Origin of the sequence: Burkholderia sp. LAS2 (assembly GCF_018417615.1) — a bacterium.
Taxonomy (GTDB): Bacteria; Pseudomonadota; Gammaproteobacteria; order Burkholderiales; family Burkholderiaceae; genus Burkholderia; species Burkholderia sola.
In genome coordinates this window covers 1,716,394-1,731,544 of sequence record NZ_CP071053.1, presented here as the reverse complement: position 1 = coordinate 1,731,544, position 15,151 = coordinate 1,716,394, and the positions used below count along the sequence as shown (strand labels likewise).

General features: G+C 68.5%; 15 protein-coding genes. 8 read left to right on the top strand and 7 right to left on the bottom strand.

Going from position 1 to position 15,151, the window contains the following annotated elements; genetic code table 11:
• Nucleotides 1–177 precede the first annotated feature (177 nt).
• The 4 genes from JYG37_RS28150 to JYG37_RS28135 are packed head-to-tail and all read left to right on the top strand — an operon-like array spanning nucleotide 178 to nucleotide 4,332.
• Nucleotides 178–1,830, top strand: a complete 1,653-nt coding sequence (locus JYG37_RS28150; RefSeq protein WP_089489610.1) for a (2,3-dihydroxybenzoyl)adenylate synthase — start codon at nucleotides 178–180, stop codon at nucleotides 1,828–1,830.
• A complete protein-coding gene (locus JYG37_RS28145) occupies nucleotides 1,827–2,600 on the top strand; it encodes a thioesterase II family protein (protein WP_050012359.1) in 774 nt (257 codons plus the stop codon). Before JYG37_RS28150 ends, JYG37_RS28145 begins: the two co-directional genes overlap by 4 nt.
• Complete coding sequence (locus tag JYG37_RS28140) at nucleotides 2,597–2,902, top strand: isochorismate lyase (RefSeq protein ID WP_050012358.1); 306 nt, start codon at nucleotides 2,597–2,599, stop codon at nucleotides 2,900–2,902. The genes JYG37_RS28145 and JYG37_RS28140 overlap by 4 nt, the downstream gene beginning before the upstream one ends.
• Nucleotides 2,899–4,332 carry an isochorismate synthase gene (locus JYG37_RS28135; RefSeq protein ID WP_213346247.1) on the top strand — a complete coding sequence of 478 codons (1,434 nt, stop codon included), beginning with the start codon at nucleotides 2,899–2,901 and terminating at the stop codon, nucleotides 4,330–4,332. The genes JYG37_RS28140 and JYG37_RS28135 overlap by 4 nt, the downstream gene beginning before the upstream one ends.
• Nucleotides 4,333–4,345: 13 nt before the next feature.
• On the opposite strand, the gene JYG37_RS28130 is transcribed toward JYG37_RS28135, so the two are convergent.
• Nucleotides 4,346–5,230 (bottom strand): LysR family transcriptional regulator, encoded by an 885-nt coding sequence (locus tag JYG37_RS28130; protein ID WP_050012356.1) that lies wholly within the window; start codon nucleotides 5,228–5,230, stop codon nucleotides 4,346–4,348.
• A 78-nt stretch (nucleotides 5,231–5,308) separates the two neighbouring features.
• Here JYG37_RS28130 and JYG37_RS28125 point away from each other — a divergent pair, with 78 nt between their 5' ends.
• On the top strand, nucleotides 5,309–6,610 hold the full coding sequence (locus JYG37_RS28125) for an aspartate aminotransferase family protein (RefSeq protein WP_050012355.1): 1,302 nt from the start codon (nucleotides 5,309–5,311) through the stop codon (nucleotides 6,608–6,610).
• Nucleotides 6,611–6,677: 67 nt separating this feature from the next.
• Here the strand turns inward: JYG37_RS28125 and JYG37_RS28120 are convergent, their stop codons facing one another.
• Nucleotides 6,678–7,427, bottom strand: a complete 750-nt coding sequence (locus JYG37_RS28120; protein ID WP_213346246.1) for an SDR family oxidoreductase — start codon at nucleotides 7,425–7,427, stop codon at nucleotides 6,678–6,680.
• Nucleotides 7,428–7,528: 101 nt separating this feature from the next.
• Between JYG37_RS28120 and JYG37_RS28115 the strand changes: the two genes are divergently transcribed.
• The 3 genes from JYG37_RS28115 (at nucleotide 7,529) to JYG37_RS28105 (ending at nucleotide 9,829) form a co-directional block, all read left to right on the top strand.
• Entirely contained in the window at nucleotides 7,529–8,446 is a 918-nt protein-coding gene (locus tag JYG37_RS28115) for an AraC family transcriptional regulator (protein WP_050012353.1), read from the top strand.
• A 73-nt stretch (nucleotides 8,447–8,519) separates the two neighbouring features.
• Nucleotides 8,520–9,377 carry an AraC family transcriptional regulator gene (locus JYG37_RS35040; RefSeq protein WP_213346245.1) on the top strand — a complete coding sequence of 286 codons (858 nt, stop codon included), beginning with the start codon at nucleotides 8,520–8,522 and terminating at the stop codon, nucleotides 9,375–9,377.
• 44 nt (nucleotides 9,378–9,421) lie between these two features.
• Entirely contained in the window at nucleotides 9,422–9,829 is a 408-nt protein-coding gene (locus JYG37_RS28105) for a DUF2000 domain-containing protein (RefSeq protein WP_050012351.1), read from the top strand.
• Nucleotides 9,830–9,978: 149 nt separating this feature from the next.
• Here JYG37_RS28105 and JYG37_RS28100 read toward each other — a convergent pair whose 3' ends face one another.
• From JYG37_RS28100 to JYG37_RS28080, 5 genes are all read right to left on the bottom strand, one after another.
• Nucleotides 9,979–10,680 carry an ABC transporter ATP-binding protein gene (locus tag JYG37_RS28100; RefSeq protein WP_006484776.1) on the bottom strand — a complete coding sequence of 234 codons (702 nt, stop codon included), beginning with the start codon at nucleotides 10,678–10,680 and terminating at the stop codon, nucleotides 9,979–9,981.
• Nucleotides 10,680–11,453, bottom strand: a complete 774-nt coding sequence (livG, locus tag JYG37_RS28095) for a high-affinity branched-chain amino acid ABC transporter ATP-binding protein LivG (RefSeq protein WP_089489613.1) — start codon at nucleotides 11,451–11,453, stop codon at nucleotides 10,680–10,682. Before livG ends, JYG37_RS28100 begins: the two co-directional genes overlap by 1 nt.
• A complete protein-coding gene (locus JYG37_RS28090; RefSeq protein ID WP_213346244.1) occupies nucleotides 11,450–12,721 on the bottom strand; it encodes a high-affinity branched-chain amino acid ABC transporter permease LivM in 1,272 nt (423 codons plus the stop codon). The genes livG and JYG37_RS28090 overlap by 4 nt, the downstream gene beginning before the upstream one ends.
• Nucleotides 12,722–12,732: 11 nt before the next feature.
• Nucleotides 12,733–13,659: a high-affinity branched-chain amino acid ABC transporter permease LivH gene (livH, locus tag JYG37_RS28085; RefSeq protein ID WP_006749488.1), complete on the bottom strand. Its 927-nt coding sequence runs from the start codon at nucleotides 13,657–13,659 to the stop codon at nucleotides 12,733–12,735.
• A gap of 182 nt (nucleotides 13,660–13,841) precedes the next feature.
• The gene (locus JYG37_RS28080) at nucleotides 13,842–14,960 is read right to left on the bottom strand and encodes a branched-chain amino acid ABC transporter substrate-binding protein (protein WP_050012348.1); all 1,119 of its coding nucleotides are present in this window, start codon (nucleotides 14,958–14,960) and stop codon (nucleotides 13,842–13,844) included.
• Nucleotides 14,961–15,151: the final 191 nt, after the last annotated feature.

Sequence of the window (15,151 nt, the reverse complement as noted above, 5' to 3'; positions counted from 1 at the left end):
CGCCGGCGGCAACCGGCCGATTGTCCGGCCGGACCGGGCGGGCGCCGCGCGATCGACGCCCGATCGAACGAAATTGCCGCGATATCAAAAGAAACGGCGCTATCGCAGCACCTGTTCTAAATGATAATACCTCTCATTTACAATTTTTGACAACTTGCCGGAGCTCGAGGTCAGCGCATGCAATCCTCCCCTTCTTCCGTGGCGGCGGCCGTGCCGGCCGACGCGCCCGACTGGCCCGACGCGTTCGTGCGCCGCTACCGCGACGTCGGCTACTGGCAGGACACGACGTTCTTCGACGCGCTCGATGCCTGCGCGCAGCGCCATCCCGACGCGCTCGCGATCGTCGACGGCACGCTCCGGCTGTGCTATCGCGATCTGCTGGCGCGCATTCGCCGCGTCGCGGGCGGCCTCGCGCGGCTCGGCCTGACGCGCGGCGATACGGTCGTCGTCCAGTTGCCGAACGGCGCGCGCTTCATCGAGACGTGCTTCGCGCTGTTCCAGCTCGGCGTGCGGCCGGTGCTCGCGCTGCCCGCGCACCGTCACTACGAGATCGGCGCGTTCTGCCGCTTCGCCGGCGCGCGTGCGTACCTCGGCGCGTCGCCACTCGGCGATTTCGACTGCCGGCCGCTCGCGGCCGCGTTGCAAGCCGACTGCCCGACGCTCGAGCACGTCGTGATGGCCGGCGACGATCACGCGTTCACGCCGTTCGATACGCTGTACGGCGCGCCGCCCGTGCACGCCTGCGCGGCAAGCGCCGACGACATCGCGTGCTTCCAGTTGTCGGGGGGCACAACCGGCACGCCGAAGCTGATTCCGCGCCGCCATCGCGAATATCTGTACAACGTGCGCGCGTGCAGCGCCGCGAGCGGGTTCGACGCCGACACCGTCTATCTCGCCGCGCTGCCGATGGCGCACAACTTCACGCTGTGCTGCCCCGGCACGATCGGCGCATTGCTCGCGGGCGGCCGGGTCGTGACGACCGTACGGCCCGAGCCCGATCAAAGCTTCGCGCTGATCGCGCAGGAACGCGTCACGCATACCGCGCTCGTGCCGCCGCTCGCGTTGCTGTGGCTCGACGAGCAGCCGCAACGACAGGCCGACCTGTCGAGCCTGCGCGTGCTGCAGGTCGGCGGCGCACGGCTGATGGACCACGCGGCCGCGCGCGTGACGCCTGTGCTCGGCTGCCGGCTGCAGCAGGTGTTCGGCATGGCCGAAGGGCTCATCTGCTGCACGCGGCTCGACGATGCGCCCGAGCGCATCGCGCACACGCAGGGCCGCCCCGTGTCGGACGGCGACGAAGTGCGCATCGTCGATGAAACCGGCGCACCGGTCGCGCCCGGCGAAATCGGCGAACTGCAGGTACGCGGCCCGTACACGATCCGCGGCTACTACCGGCTCGCGGAGCACGACGCGACGGCATTCACGGCCGACGGCTTCTATCGCAGCGGCGACCGCGTGCGGCGCACCGCCGACGGCGACCTCGTCGTCGAAGGTCGCGACAAGGATCAGATCAACCGCGGCGGCGAGAAGATCTCCGCCGAGGAAGTGGAAAACCTGTTGCTCGCGCATCCGCAGGTGCACGACGCGGCGGTCGTCGCGATGCCCGACCCGATGCTCGGCGAACGGACCTGCGCGTTCGTCGTCGCACGCACGCCGGCCCCGTCCAGACTGGTGCTGAAACGTTATCTGCGCGACTGCGGGCTCGCGGCGTTCAAGATCCCCGACCGCATCGAATTCATGCCGCGTTTTCCGGAAACCGGCATCGGCAAGACCAGCAAGAAATCGCTGCGCGACCTGTTGCGCCGCCAGTTGCAGCCGGCGGCCGCATGAGCACGCGCGCGACCGATTCGCACTGGATTCGCGAGCTGCGGCTGTCGCCGTGCCCGCGCGCGCAACTCGTCTGCTTTCCGCATGCAGGCGGCACCGCGAATTTCTTTCGCGGCTGGCGCCGTGCGCTGCCGTGGGACGTCGATCTGCTCGCGCTGCAGTATCCGGGCCGCGAGGAACGCTTCGGCGAGCCGTGCCTGCACTCGATCGACGCGCTCGCCGGCCCGGCCGCCGACGCGCTGCAACGCTATGCGCACGCGCCGCTCGTGCTGTTCGGGCACAGCCTCGGCGCGGCGCTCGCGTACGAGGTCGCGGTGCGGCTCGAAGCGCGCGGCGCCGCGCCGCTTTACGTGGCCGTTTCCGCGCTGCCGCCGCCGCATCGCCAGCGCCCGTCGGATCTGCACCTGCAATCCGACGACGCGCTCGTCGGCGATGTCGCCCGGCTGTCCGGCGAGCACGCCGCGCTCCTCGCCGATCCTGAAATGCGCGCGATCTACCTGCCGATGATCCGCCACGACTACCGCGCGATCGAAACGTATCGGCGCGACCGCCCGCCGCGCATCGATGCGCCGCTCGGCGTGATGCTGCCGCTCGCCGATCCCGAGCTGGACAACGACGAGGCGCAGGCGTGGCAGGACGTCGCGACGCGGCCGATCCGCGTCCAGACGTTCAACGGCGACCACTTCTATCTGCGGCACCAATACCCGGCGGTGATCGCCCATCTGGTCGAACGGATCGACCAGTCCCTTCGTTACGGAAAGGAGTACACATGAAAACACCGGACGCCTGCATGGGGCTTCCCGACATTCGCGAAGCGATCGATCGCCTGGACGCCGACATCATCGACGCGCTCGGCCGGCGCATGCAGTACGTGTTGGCCGCGTCGCGCTTCAAGCCGGACGAAGCGAGCATCGCCGCGCCGGAGCGGGTGGCCGCGATGCTGCCCGACCGGCGCCGCTGGGCCGAACAGGCTGGCCTCGACGCCGACTACGTCGAGACGCTGTTCGTCCAGCTCATCGCGTGGTACATCGCGCAGCAGACGCAATACTGGCGACAACAGCGGGGGCTCGCATGAACGCCGGCCTTCCGCTGCTGCACGACACGTTCGCGCGGGCGGCCCGCCGCGCCGCCGCCACCGGCACGGCGACGCTCGCGTCGGTCTCGGTGCCGCTGCGCCCGCTCGACTTCTTCGACCTGATCGCCGCGTGGGACGACGGCGTCACGCCGTGGTGCTTCCACGAAGCCGGCGATGCGTCCGTCACGCTGTTCGGCTGGGACTGCGCCGTCGAACTGCGCGCCACCGGCGACACGCGCTTCGCGCAGATCGACGCGCGCTGGCGCACGCTCGTGCGCGACGCGGTCACGGCCGGCCCGCAGCCGCCGCGGCTGGTCGGCGGCTTCCGGTTCGATTCGCAGGGCCCGCGCAGCGCGCACTGGGCGCCGTTTCCCGATGCGAGCATGACGCTGGCGCGGCTGCTGATCGTGCGCGAAGGCGACGCGTACTGGGCCGTCTGCCAGCAGGTCGTCGCCGCCCACGACGATCCGGCCGCGCTCGCGCATGCGTGTCTCGCGCGGATCGAGTCGCTCGGTGCGCTTGCCGAGGCCGCGGAGGACGATCCGCCGCAACTGCTGCACACGCAGGCGCTGCGGGCGAGCGAATGGCAGCACGAAGTCCGTCGCGCAGTGGACGCGATCCGCGACGGCGCGTTCGGCAAGGTCGTGCTCGCCCGCGACGTGCTCGAACGGTACGCGCGGCCCGTCGCGATCGCGCCGCTGCTGCGCCGTCTGCGGCGGCGCGATGCGCATGCGCACCTGTTCGCCGTCCGTCGCGACGGGGCGTGCTTCGTCGGCGCCACGCCGGAACGGCTCGCGCGTGTCGCGGCCGGCGACGTGCGCACGCATGCGCTGGCCGGCACGATCCGGCGCGGCGCGACGCCCGACGACGATCGCGCGCTCGGCGCCGCGCTGATGGCTTCGGCGAAGGAACGGCTCGAACACGCGCTCGTCGTCGACGCGATCCGTGCCGCGCTCGCGCCGCTGTCGCGCACGCTCGACGTGCCCGATCAACCGTCGCTGCACCGGCTGCCGAAGCTGCAGCACCTGAGCACGCCGATCCGCGCGGCGCTGAATGCGGATGCGTCGCTGTTGCAGGTCGTCGCCGCGCTGCATCCGACGCCCGCGGTGGCCGGCCATCCGCGCGCACCGGCGCTCGACCACATCCGTGCGCACGAAGGCTTCGATCGCGGCTGGTATGCGGCGCCGATCGGCTGGATCGACGCGCACGGCAACGGCGATTTCATCGTCGCGCTGCGCTCGGCGCTGGTCGCGGGCGGCGCGTGCCGGCTGTTCGCGGGCTGCGGCATCGTCGCCGAGTCCGAGCCGGGCAACGAATATCAGGAAACCGAACTGAAGCTATCGGGCATGCAGGCGGCAATCCGCGTGCGCGATGCGGCCGCGCAGACGCGTGGCCGCACGCAGATGTCGGCCTCGTCGATGGTCGACTGATCCGCGTCGACCGTCAAAGCAATGGCAGCGTTTGCCGGATATGGTCGGCGAATGCGGCGGTCAGGTGCGACGGTCGCTTCCGGTCGAACCGCAGCGTAATGCCCACCGCCGGCAACGGCGGCAAATGCGGATCGCCGTTGACGATCGCGACGTCGGCCGGCACGGCCGTCTGCGTCATCACCGCGAACGCCTGCCCCGAACGCACCAGCGCGATCAGCCCGGCGAGGCTGCTGCTCGCATACGCGACGCGATAGTCGCGGCCGGCGCGGTTCAACGCGTCGCACGCGGCAACGTGATCGAGCGTATCGCGATCGGACAGCGCCAGCGGCAGCGGATCGAAATGCGCGGGATCGAGCCCCGGATAGCCGATCCAGACCAGTTGCTCGCGGCGAATGATGTCGCCGGTCGCACCGTCGTCCGGCACGGAAATCATCGCCAGATCGACCGCGCGCTTCTCCAGCTGTTCGACGAGCCGCGGCGTCGGCCCGCAGACCACTTCGACGATCGCCTGCGGATGCTGGCTCGAAAACTGCCGCAGCAGCGACGGCAGCCACACTTGCGCGTAATCGTCCGGGCAGCCGAACCGGATCGTCCCCGACAGCCCCGTGCCGCACAGATCGGCCATCGCCTCGTCGTGCAGCCGCAGGATGCGCTGCGCATGCACGAGCAGCCGCTCGCCCGGATGCGTGAGCACGACGCCGCGGCCGGTGCGCTGGAACAGCGGCTGGTCGACCGCCTCCTCGAGCCGCTTCATCTGCTGGCTGAGCGCGGATTGCGTGCGGCCGACGCGCGCGGCCGCGCGGCTCAACGCGCGCACCTCGGCGATCACGACGAACGAGCGCAGCAGGTCGATTTCGAGCGAAAGCGCCAAGGTATTAGCCCCTTTTCTAGCTTGCATTAGAACTATTCGTTTCCATCAAACCAGACGCGCGCCTAGACTGCAAGCGATCCCTGCCCCTTTTGCCCGGAGACGCCCATGTCCCTGAACGACGACGCAACCTTCTGGCGCAACGCCAGGCAGCATCTGGTCCGCTACGGCGGCACGTTCGAGCCGATGATCGTCGAGCGCGCGAAAGGCAGCTTCGTGTACGACGCCGACGGCCGCGCGATCCTCGATTTCACGTCGGGCCAGATGAGCGCGGTACTCGGCCACAGCCATCCGGAGATCGTGTCCGTGATCGGCGAATACGCGGGCAAGCTCGATCACCTGTTCAGCGGGATGCTGTCGCGGCCGGTCGTCGATCTCGCGACGCGCCTCGCCGATATCACGCCCGCCGGACTCGACCGCGCACTGCTGCTCAGCACCGGCGCGGAATCGAACGAGGCGGCGATCCGGATGGCGAAGCTCGTCACCGGCAAGTACGAGATCGTCGGCTTCGCGCAGTCGTGGCACGGGATGACGGGCGCCGCCGCGTCGGCCACGTACAGCGCCGGCCGCAAGGGCGTCGGACCGGCGTCGGTCGGCTCGTTCGCGATTCCGGCGCCGTTCGCGTACCGGCCGCGCTTCGAGCGCAACGGCGCGTACGACCCGCTCGCCGAACTCGACTACGCGTTCGACCTGATCGACCGTCAGTCGAGCGGCAACCTCGCCGCGTTCATCGCGGAGCCGATTCTCAGTTCGGGCGGGATCATCGAGTTGCCGGAAGGCTATATGGCCGCGCTCAAGCGCAAGTGCGACGCACGCGGGATGCTGCTGATCCTCGACGAAGCACAAACGGGCGTCGGCCGCACCGGCACGATGTTCGCGTGCCAGCGCGACGGCGTGACACCCGACATCCTGACGCTGTCGAAGACGCTCGGCGCCGGGCTGCCGCTCGCGGCGATGGTCACGTCCGCGGCCATCGAGGAACGCGCGCACGAGCTCGGCTACCTGTTCTACACGACGCACGTGTCCGACCCGCTGCCGGCCGCCGTCGGCCTGCGCGTGCTCGACGTCGTGCAGCGCGACGGTCTCGTCGCGCGCGCGAACACGATGGGCGAGCGGCTGCGGCGCGGGCTGCTCGACCTGATGGAGCGCTTCGACTGCATCGGCGACGTGCGCGGGCGCGGCCTGCTGCTCGGCGTCGAGATCGTCAAGGATCGCCGCACGAAGGAGCCGGCGGACGGCCTCGGCGCGAAGATCACGCGCGAGTGCATGAAGCTCGGGCTCAGCATGAACATCGTGCAGTTGCCCGGCATGGGCGGCGTGTTCCGGATCGCACCGCCGCTGACCGTCAGCGAAGACGAGATCGACCTCGGCCTGTCGCTGCTGGAGCAGGCGATCACGCGCGCGCTTTAACGTTCTTCACCGCCTCACTCGGTCCGTCGCACCGGCCCAACCTGCCGGTGCGACGGGTTCCGATCGTTCAACCCGCTTCCGCCGCCCACGCTTGTGCGTCGGCGCCAGCCGGAATGCGCATCGGGCTCGACGGATCGGTCGCCGCGCGCCACACGGCTTCGGCGACGTCCTGCGCATGGGTGATCGGCCCCGACGCATCGAGCATTCGCGCGACGGCCTTGCCGACGAAGTCCGCATACGCTTCGTGCTCGAAGCCGTGCATGTTGCCCCGTGCGTTGTCCGCGAAACGCGTATCGGGCGCGCGGCCCGGCAGCACGAGATGCGTGCGCACGCCGAATGGCTCGAGTTCGACCGCCATCGATTCGGTATAGGCGTTGACCGCCGCCTTGCTCGCCCGGTACGCGCTGACCAGCGGCAGCGCCTTCAGCGTCACGCTCGACGTGACGTTCACGACCACGCCGGCGCCGCGCGCGCGAAACTGCGGCAGCACGGCCTGCGTCACCGCGATCGTGCCGATCGTGTTGGTGTCGAACAGCGCGCGCACCGTATCGAGCGGCAAGAGTTCGGCCGGCGCGGCCGCGCCGAAGCCCGCGTTGTTGACGAGCACGTCGATCGGGCCGGCGGCGTCGACCGCGGCGCGAATGCTGTCCGCGTTCGTCACGTCGAGCGGCAGCACGCGCAGGCGCTCCGCCGGCGGCAGCACGTCGTCGCTCGGCGTGCGCATCGTCGCGACGACCTGCCAGTCGCGCGCGAGAAAATAGCGGGCGATTTCGAGGCCGAAGCCGGAAGAACAGCCGGTAATCAATACAGTTTTCATGCGAACTCCTCGGGTGTGTTGAGCATGTGTTCGTACGATAGAGGGCCGGCGCCGTATTCGCTACAATCGACAATCCGCTTTTCTTTTGCGAGAGTCCGGCGATGATCGACCCGCTGACCGAAGTCGTGACGCTGCTGCAACCGGGCGCGCGGTACGCGAAGTACGTGCGCGGCGCGAGCCCGTGGGCGATCAACCGCACGGTCGCCGGCGAGCCGTTCTATTGCGCGGTCCTCGACGGCGGCTGCCGGATCGCGATCGACGGGCACGCGCCGATCGAGTTGCTGGCCGGCGATTTCATGCTGATTCCGGCCGCCTACGGCGTCGCGATGTCGAGCCTCGAACCGCCGCCGCCGGGTGTCGAGACCGCGCCGCCCGTCATGATCGAGCCCGGCGAATACCGGATCGGCGACCCCGCGAACCCGGTCGACACGCGGATGATGGCCGGCAACTGCAGCTTCGGTTCGCCCGATGCGGCACTGCTGGTGTCGCTGCTGCCGCGCTTCGTGCACGTACGCGGCGAGCCGCGGCTGACTACCCTCGTGCAACTGGTGCGCGACGAATCGCGCGCGCAACGGCCGGCCCGCGAGATCGTGCTGGCGCGTCTGCTGGAAGTGCTGCTGATCGAGGCGATGCGGTTCACGACCGGCACGCACGCGTCGCCCGGGCTCGTGCGCGGGCTCGCCGACAGTCGCCTCGCCGCCGCGCTCCGGCGGATGCACGAATGCCCCGCGCACCCGTGGACGATCGTCGAACTCGCGAAGGAAGCCGCGCTGTCGCGCTCCACGTTCTTCGAACGCTTCAGCCGCGCGGTCGGCGTCGCGCCGATGGAATACCTGCTGACGTGGCGCATGGCGCTCGCGAAGGATCTGCTCCGCCGCAACGAAGGCCGCATCGCCGAAATCGCGGCGCGCGTCGGCTACAGCTCGGCAAGCACCTTCAGCGTCGCGTTCGCGCGGCACGTCGGCCGGCCGCCCGCGCAATATGCGCGCGACGAACAGGCGACGGTGAGCGAATCATGAACCGCACCCGCCCTCTCTGTTCCGCCACCTGCAACCCCGTTGCGTCACGCCGCGACGACGGTCGAGGCCCCCGATGACGACAGACGCCAAGGCCGCCGGCACGACCGACCACTGGCTCGTCGCGCGTCGCGACGCGGAGACCGGCATCGAAAACCTGCACGCGCATTTCAACGGCCATGCGTACGATGCGCACGATCACGACGACATGCTCGTCGGCTTCACCGAACAGGGCGTGCAGCGCTTCCAGTGCCATCGTTCGCTGCATACGAGCGTGCCGGGCCGCGCGATCCTGATCGAGCCGGGCGCGATGCACGACGGCCACGCGCCCGAAGCCGGCGGCTTCACGTACGGGATGCTGTACCTGCCGCAAGCGTGGGTCGAGCGCGCCGCGCGCCGGCTCGACCTGCCGGGCCTGGGCAGCGTCGAAGCCACGTTCGGCCATACGCTCGTCGACGATCGCGGCCTCGTCGACGCGATCCGGAATGCGTTCTTCGCGCTCCACGACAACGAAGGCCGGCTCGCGCGCGACCAGACGCTCGACCGCCTGCTGATGCGGCTCGGCAGCCAGCTAGGCCGCCCGCCCGCGCTGGAAAGCGGCGTCGTGCCGCCCGCGATCGTCCGCGTGCGCGACCTGCTGCACGAACACATGGACGACAACATCGGCCTCGACGAACTCGCGAGCGTCGCCGGCGTCGACCGGTTCCGGCTCACGCGGATGTTCCAGCGCGCGTTCGGCACGTCGCCGCACGCGTACCTCGTGCGCTTGCGGCTGCGCGCCGCGCGCAGGCTGCTGGCCGCCGGCCGCACGCCCGCGCAGGCGGCCGCCGACGTCGGTTTCGCGGACCAGAGCCACCTCGGCCGCTGGTTCCGCCGCGCGTACCGGATCACGCCGGCCGCATACCGGCAACTCTGCACAAACGTTCCAGACTGATCGCGCACGACGTCCGATCATGAGCGCTCCAACCAGGAGCAAGCATGTTCGATACCAAAGTAGCGCTGATCGTGCGCGACGATCTCGCCGCGTGGCAGAAACTCAACGTGGTCGCGTTTCTCGCGACGGGTGTCGCGGCCGGTGCGCCGGACGCACTCGGCGAGCCTTACGAGGATGCCGCGGGGCGCCGCTATGGCCGGATGCTCGGCCAGCCGATGATGGTGTTCGCGGCGGACCTGAACGGGTTGCAGGCCGCGCACCGGCAGGCGCTGTCGCGCGAGCTAATGATCGTGCCCTACGTGCGCGCGATGTTCTCGACCGGGCACGATACGGCCAACCGCGAAGCGTTTCGCGCCGAGGATGCGGACAATCCCGATCTGGTCGGCCTGGCGTTGCACGGGCCGAAGAAGGCCGTCGACAAGGCGGTGAAAGGGCTGGCGTTGCATGCGTAAGCGGGTCGGGCAACCCCGCCGCTTTCGTTCGATCCGCGTTTGGGCCCATGTAGCCGAATTTGCAGCGAACGAAGCCAATCCGGCCACATGTTCCCTGCAAGACGACGGCTGCGCCGCCGGCCCGTTGCAGGCCGGCGGCGTCCCGTCGATCAACCGCCGAGATACGCCTGCTTGATCCGGTCGTTCGCGAGCAGGTTCGCGCCCGTGTCGGCCAGCACCACGCGCCCCGTTTCGAGCACGTAGCCGCGATCGGCCACGCCGAGCGCCTTGTTCGCGTTCTGTTCGACGAGGAACACCGTGACGCCTTCGTCGCGGATCGTCCGGATGATGTCGAAGATCTGTGCGATCACGAGCGGCGCGAGGCCGAGCGTGGGTTCGTCGAGCAGCAGCAAGCGCGGCTTGCTCATCAGCGCACGGCCGATCGCCAGCATCTGCTGCTCGCCGCCCGACATCGTGCCGGCGCGCTGCGCCGCGCGTTCCTTCAGGCGCGGAAACAGCTTGAACACGTGCTCGATGCCGTCGTCGATCTCGTGACGGCTCGCGAAGAAGCCGCCCATCTTCAGGTTCTCGAGCACCGTGAGGCTCGGAAACACGCGCCGCCCTTCCGGCGAGATCGCCATCCCCTGCCGCATGATCTGGTGCGTCGACATCGCGGTGATGTCGTTGCCCTCGAACAGCACGCGGCCCGACGACGCGCGCGGCGTGCCGCATACCGTCATCATCAGCGTCGTCTTGCCCGCGCCGTTGCTTCCGATCAGCGTGACGATCTCGCCCTTGTTCACCTCGATCGACACGCCCGCGAGCGCCTCGACCGCGCCGTAGTGCGTATGGACCTGTTCCAGCTTCAGCATCACTCTTCCCCCAGATAGGCCTTGATCACGCGCGGGTCGTTGCGGACCGCCTCCGGTGTGCCGATCACGATCGGCCGGCCGTGCTCCATCACGAGGATGCGGTCGGACACGCCCATCACGAGGCTCATGTCGTGTTCGATCAGCAGCACCGATACGCCGAACTCGCGGCGAAGCGTGTCGATCAGGTGCTGCAGCTCGATCTTTTCCTGCGGGTTGAGGCCGGCCGCCGGCTCGTCGAGCATCAGCAGGCGCGGCTCGGTGATCATGCAGCGCGCGATCTCCAGACGCCGCTGATGCCCGTACGACAGCGTGCCGGCCGGCCGGTTGGCAACCGCCGTCAGCCCCATCCGGTCGAGCCACACGGCCGCGCGTTCGAGCGCTTCCTTCTCGGCATGACGATACGCAGGCGTCGCGAACAGGCCGTGCAGCAACCCGGCCTTCACCTTGCGATGCTGTGCGACGAGCAGGTTCTCGACGACGGTCAGCGACTTGAACAGGCGGATGTTCTGGAACGTGCGCACCAGGCCCTTCAACGCGATCTGATGGCTCGGCAGGCCCGCGATCGCGTGACCGTCGAGCACGACGTCGCCGCCGGTCGGCTTGTAGAAGCCGCCGACGCAGTTGAACACCGTGGTCTTGCCCGCGCCGTTCGGCCCGATGATCGCGAACACCTCGTCGCGGCGCACGTCGAAATCGATGCCGTCCACCGCGAGCAACCCGCCGAAGCGCATCTGCAGCCCGGCGACCTTCAACAGTTCCGTATTCGCGCTCATTGCGGCAGCTCCACGTGGGGACGGCTCGCGGGCAAGAGGCCCTGCGGACGCCACATCATCATCAACACCATCACGAGACCGAAGATCAGCATCCGGTATTCGGCGAACCCGCGCGCGACTTCCGGCAGCACGGTCAGCAGGATCGCCGCGAGAATCACGCCGAGCTGCGAGCCCATCCCGCCGAGCACGACGATCGCGAGGATCAGCGCCGATTCGATGAAGGTGAACGATTCGGGATTCACGAGGCCCTGACGCGCCGCGAAGAACGCGCCGCCGATCCCCGCGAACGCCGCGCCGAGCGTGAACGCCGACAGCTTGATCCGCGTCGGGTTCAGTCCCAGCGACCGGCATGCGATCTCGTCGTCGCGCAGCGCTTCCCACGCGCGGCCCATCGGCATGCGGATCAGGCGGCTCGTCACGAACAGCGTGAAGCCGACCAGCACCAGCGCGATCAGGTACAGGAAGATCACCATGTGCTCGCCGCTGTATTCCAGCCCGATCAGTTCATGGAAGGTCTTCGCGCCTTCGACGCTCGCCGAGCGCGCCATCTCGAAGCCGAACACCGTCGGCTTCGGAATGCTCGAGATGCCGTCCGGGCCGCCCGTGAGGCTCGTCAGGTTGTTCGCGAGCAGGCGGATGATTTCGCCGAAGCCGAGCGTGACGATCGCGAGATAGTCGCCGCGCAGGCGCAGCACCGGGAAGCCGAGCAGGAAGCCGAACGTCGCCGCGGCGATCGCCGCGATCGGCAGGCACGCCCAGAACGACAATCCGAAATACTGGTTCAGCATCGCGTACGTATAGCCACCGACCGCATAGAAGCCGACATAGCCGAGATCCAGCAGCCCCGCGAACCCGACCACGATGTTCAGCCCGAGGCCGAGGATCACGTAGATCAGCGCGAGCGTCGCGACGTCCACCGCGCCGCGCGAGCCGAAGAACGGCCACACGAGGCCAACGGCGAGCAGCACCCAGATGATCGCGCGCTGCTGCCGCGCGCCCATCGCGGGCATCGCCGGCAGCTTCACCGCCGATTTCGCGCGCACGAGCCACGGCTTGAACAACTGGAACAGGAACACGGCCGCGACCGCGATCCATACCGGGCGCCAGTGCGGCGTCAGCACCACCTGGTAACCATCGAGCTTCAGTTGCAGCCCGAGCACCGGAATCGTGAGGATCGCCGTCAGGGTCGCGGCGGCCACCGCATTTTTCAACGCCTGGCCGATCGATGCGTCGGCGGCCGGGCGGCGAACGGAAATGACTTGACTCATCTGCGTCTCCCTCAAACCTTTTCGATGTCCGACTTGCCGAGCAGGCCGGTCGGGCGGAAGAGCAGGATCAGCACGAGCAGGCCGAACGCAACCACGTCCTTGTACTCGGCCGGCATGTAGCCTGCGGCAAAGGTTTCGGCGAGGCCCAGCAGCACGCCGCCGAGCATCGCGCCCGGGATGCTGCCGATCCCGCCGAGCACCGCGGCGGTGAACGCCTTGATGCCCGCGACGAAGCCGATATACGGATTCAGCTTGCCGATCGTCAGCCCGATCAGCACGCCGCCGACGGCCGCCAGCATCGCGCCGAGCACGAACGTGAACGAGATCACGCGGTTCGTGTCGATGCCGAGCAGGTTCGCCATCTTCATGTCCTCGGCGCACGCGCGGCACGCCCGGCCCATCCGGGAATGCGAGATGAACAGCGTGAGCGCGATCATCAGCACCAGCGTCACGCAGACGATCAACAGGCGCGCATACGGAATCGTCACGTCGAAGTCGCCGCCAAGATGGATCTCGAACGCGCCGGAGATCAGCACGGGCACGGACACGTCGCGCGCGCCCTGGCCGATCTGCACGTAGTTCTGCAGGAAGATCGACATGCCGATCGCGGAGATCAGCGGCACGAGGCGCGGGCCGCCGCGCAGCGGACGATACGCGACGCGCTCGACCGCGAAGCCGTACAGGCCGGTGACGATCACCGACACGATCAGCGCGGCGCCGAGCACGAGCGGCAGCGGATAGCCGGCGGAGATGCCGATCGCCGTGAGGGTCACGAGGCCCACGTACGCGCCGATCATGTAGATCTCGCCGTGGGCGAAGTTGATCATGCCGATGATGCCGTAGACCATCGAATAGCCGATGGCGATCAACGCATAGATCGCACCCAGCGTCAGGCCGTTGACCAGCTGCTGGGCGAATTGAGGAAAGAAGTCAGTCATGTGCGGGAAGCTCCCGTTGGCATTGCGTCGCGTGCCGCCGCCGGATCACGGCGGTCGGCCGCGCGCAACGCACGGTGTCGTCTCGGGCCGCCCTTTGGCGCGCACGGGTCAGAGGCGCGACCAATACGCACCCGCCCCGTCCGGGTTTCGGACAGGGCGGGTGCGCGGGCGGGTACTCCGTATTACTTGGCGGCGGTCTTCGTCGCGTCCTTGTGCCACGTGTAGACGACGAACTTGAACGCCTTCAGGTCGCCCTGTGCGTCATACGCGACCTTGCCGATCGGCGTGTCGAACGTCGTCTTGTGCATGTACGCGGCGACCTTCGTCGGGTCGGTCGTCTTCGCGCCCGCGATCGAGTCGGCGATGATCTTCACCGCTGCGTACGCCGGCATCTGGAACGGGCCGTTCGCGTCGCGCTTCTTGTCCGCGAACGCCTTCACGAGCGCCGCGTTGGCCGGATCGGCCGAGAAGTCGGCCGGCAGCGTCACGAGCATGCCTTCCGAAGCCGGGCCGGCGATGGCCGTCACGTCCTTGTTGCCCACGCCTTCAGGCCCCATGAACGTCGCCTTCACGCCCTGCTCGCGCGCCTGGCGCATCAGCAGGCCCATTTCCGGGTGGTAGCCGCCGAAATAGACGAAATCGACGCCTTGCGACTTCAGCTTCGTGATGATCGCCGAGTAGTCCGAATCGCCGGCGTTGACGCCTTCGAACAGCACGACCGGGATCTTCGCGGCTTCGAGGTCCTTCTTCACCGACGACGCGATGCCCTGGCCGTACGACTGCTTGTCGTGCAGGACCGCGACCTTCTTCGGCTTCACGTTGTTGATGATGTAGTGCGCGGCGGCCGGGCCTTGCTGGTCGTCGCGGCCGATCGTGCGGAAGATGAAGTGACGCTTCTTGCCTTCCGTCAGCTGCGGCGCGGTGGCCGACGGCGTGACCATCACGATGCCTTCGTTCTCGTAGATGTCCGACGCCGGAATCGTCGAACCCGAGCACACGTGGCCGATCACGTACTTGATCTTCTGGCTGACGATCTTGTTGGCGACGGCGACGGCTTGCTTCGGTTCGCACGCGTCGTCCATCAGCACGACTTCGAACTTGTTGCCGCCCGCACCGCCGGCTGCATTGATCTGTTCGATCGCGGTCAGCGCGCCGGCCTTCACCATGTCGCCGTATTGGGCGACCGAGCCGCTCATCGGACCGGCGATGGCGATCTTCACGGTTTCCGCTTGCGCGGCGGCGGCGCCGGCGGCGAACAGCACGGCGGCGACGGAAATGGACGTAAGACGGGACAGCGTCATCTGGGAGCTCCTCGATGTTGTTTAGTCATACGGGCAAAGGCGGCATGACTTGCGCAATCGAACAGCACCCGGGGCGAGGACAGGGGACACGCCCGAGACACATAGAAGACGGAACTCCAGCGGAATGTTGCGTAGCGGGGCCCGGCTCTTGCAGTCCCCGAAGGGGACGTCTGGTTCGGAAAGACATCGTG

Coding starts and splice junctions, on each gene's coding strand:
- JYG37_RS28150 (WP_089489610.1), top strand. CDS start 178: ATGCAATCCTCCCCTTCTTCCGTGGCGGCGGCCGTGCCGGCCGACGCG.
- JYG37_RS28145 (WP_050012359.1), top strand. CDS start 1,827: ATGAGCACGCGCGCGACCGATTCGCACTGGATTCGCGAGCTGCGGCTG.
- JYG37_RS28140 (WP_050012358.1), top strand. CDS start 2,597: ATGAAAACACCGGACGCCTGCATGGGGCTTCCCGACATTCGCGAAGCG.
- JYG37_RS28135 (WP_213346247.1), top strand. CDS start 2,899: ATGAACGCCGGCCTTCCGCTGCTGCACGACACGTTCGCGCGGGCGGCC.
- JYG37_RS28130 (WP_050012356.1), bottom strand. CDS start 5,230: ATGCAAGCTAGAAAAGGGGCTAATACCTTGGCGCTTTCGCTCGAAATC.
- JYG37_RS28125 (WP_050012355.1), top strand. CDS start 5,309: ATGTCCCTGAACGACGACGCAACCTTCTGGCGCAACGCCAGGCAGCAT.
- JYG37_RS28120 (WP_213346246.1), bottom strand. CDS start 7,427: ATGAAAACTGTATTGATTACCGGCTGTTCTTCCGGCTTCGGCCTCGAA.
- JYG37_RS28115 (WP_050012353.1), top strand. CDS start 7,529: ATGATCGACCCGCTGACCGAAGTCGTGACGCTGCTGCAACCGGGCGCG.
- JYG37_RS35040 (WP_213346245.1), top strand. CDS start 8,520: ATGACGACAGACGCCAAGGCCGCCGGCACGACCGACCACTGGCTCGTC.
- JYG37_RS28105 (WP_050012351.1), top strand. CDS start 9,422: ATGTTCGATACCAAAGTAGCGCTGATCGTGCGCGACGATCTCGCCGCG.
- JYG37_RS28100 (WP_006484776.1), bottom strand. CDS start 10,680: ATGCTGAAGCTGGAACAGGTCCATACGCACTACGGCGCGGTCGAGGCG.
- livG (WP_089489613.1), bottom strand. CDS start 11,453: ATGAGCGCGAATACGGAACTGTTGAAGGTCGCCGGGCTGCAGATGCGC.
- JYG37_RS28090 (WP_213346244.1), bottom strand. CDS start 12,721: ATGAGTCAAGTCATTTCCGTTCGCCGCCCGGCCGCCGACGCATCGATC.
- livH (WP_006749488.1), bottom strand. CDS start 13,659: ATGACTGACTTCTTTCCTCAATTCGCCCAGCAGCTGGTCAACGGCCTG.
- JYG37_RS28080 (WP_050012348.1), bottom strand. CDS start 14,960: ATGACGCTGTCCCGTCTTACGTCCATTTCCGTCGCCGCCGTGCTGTTC.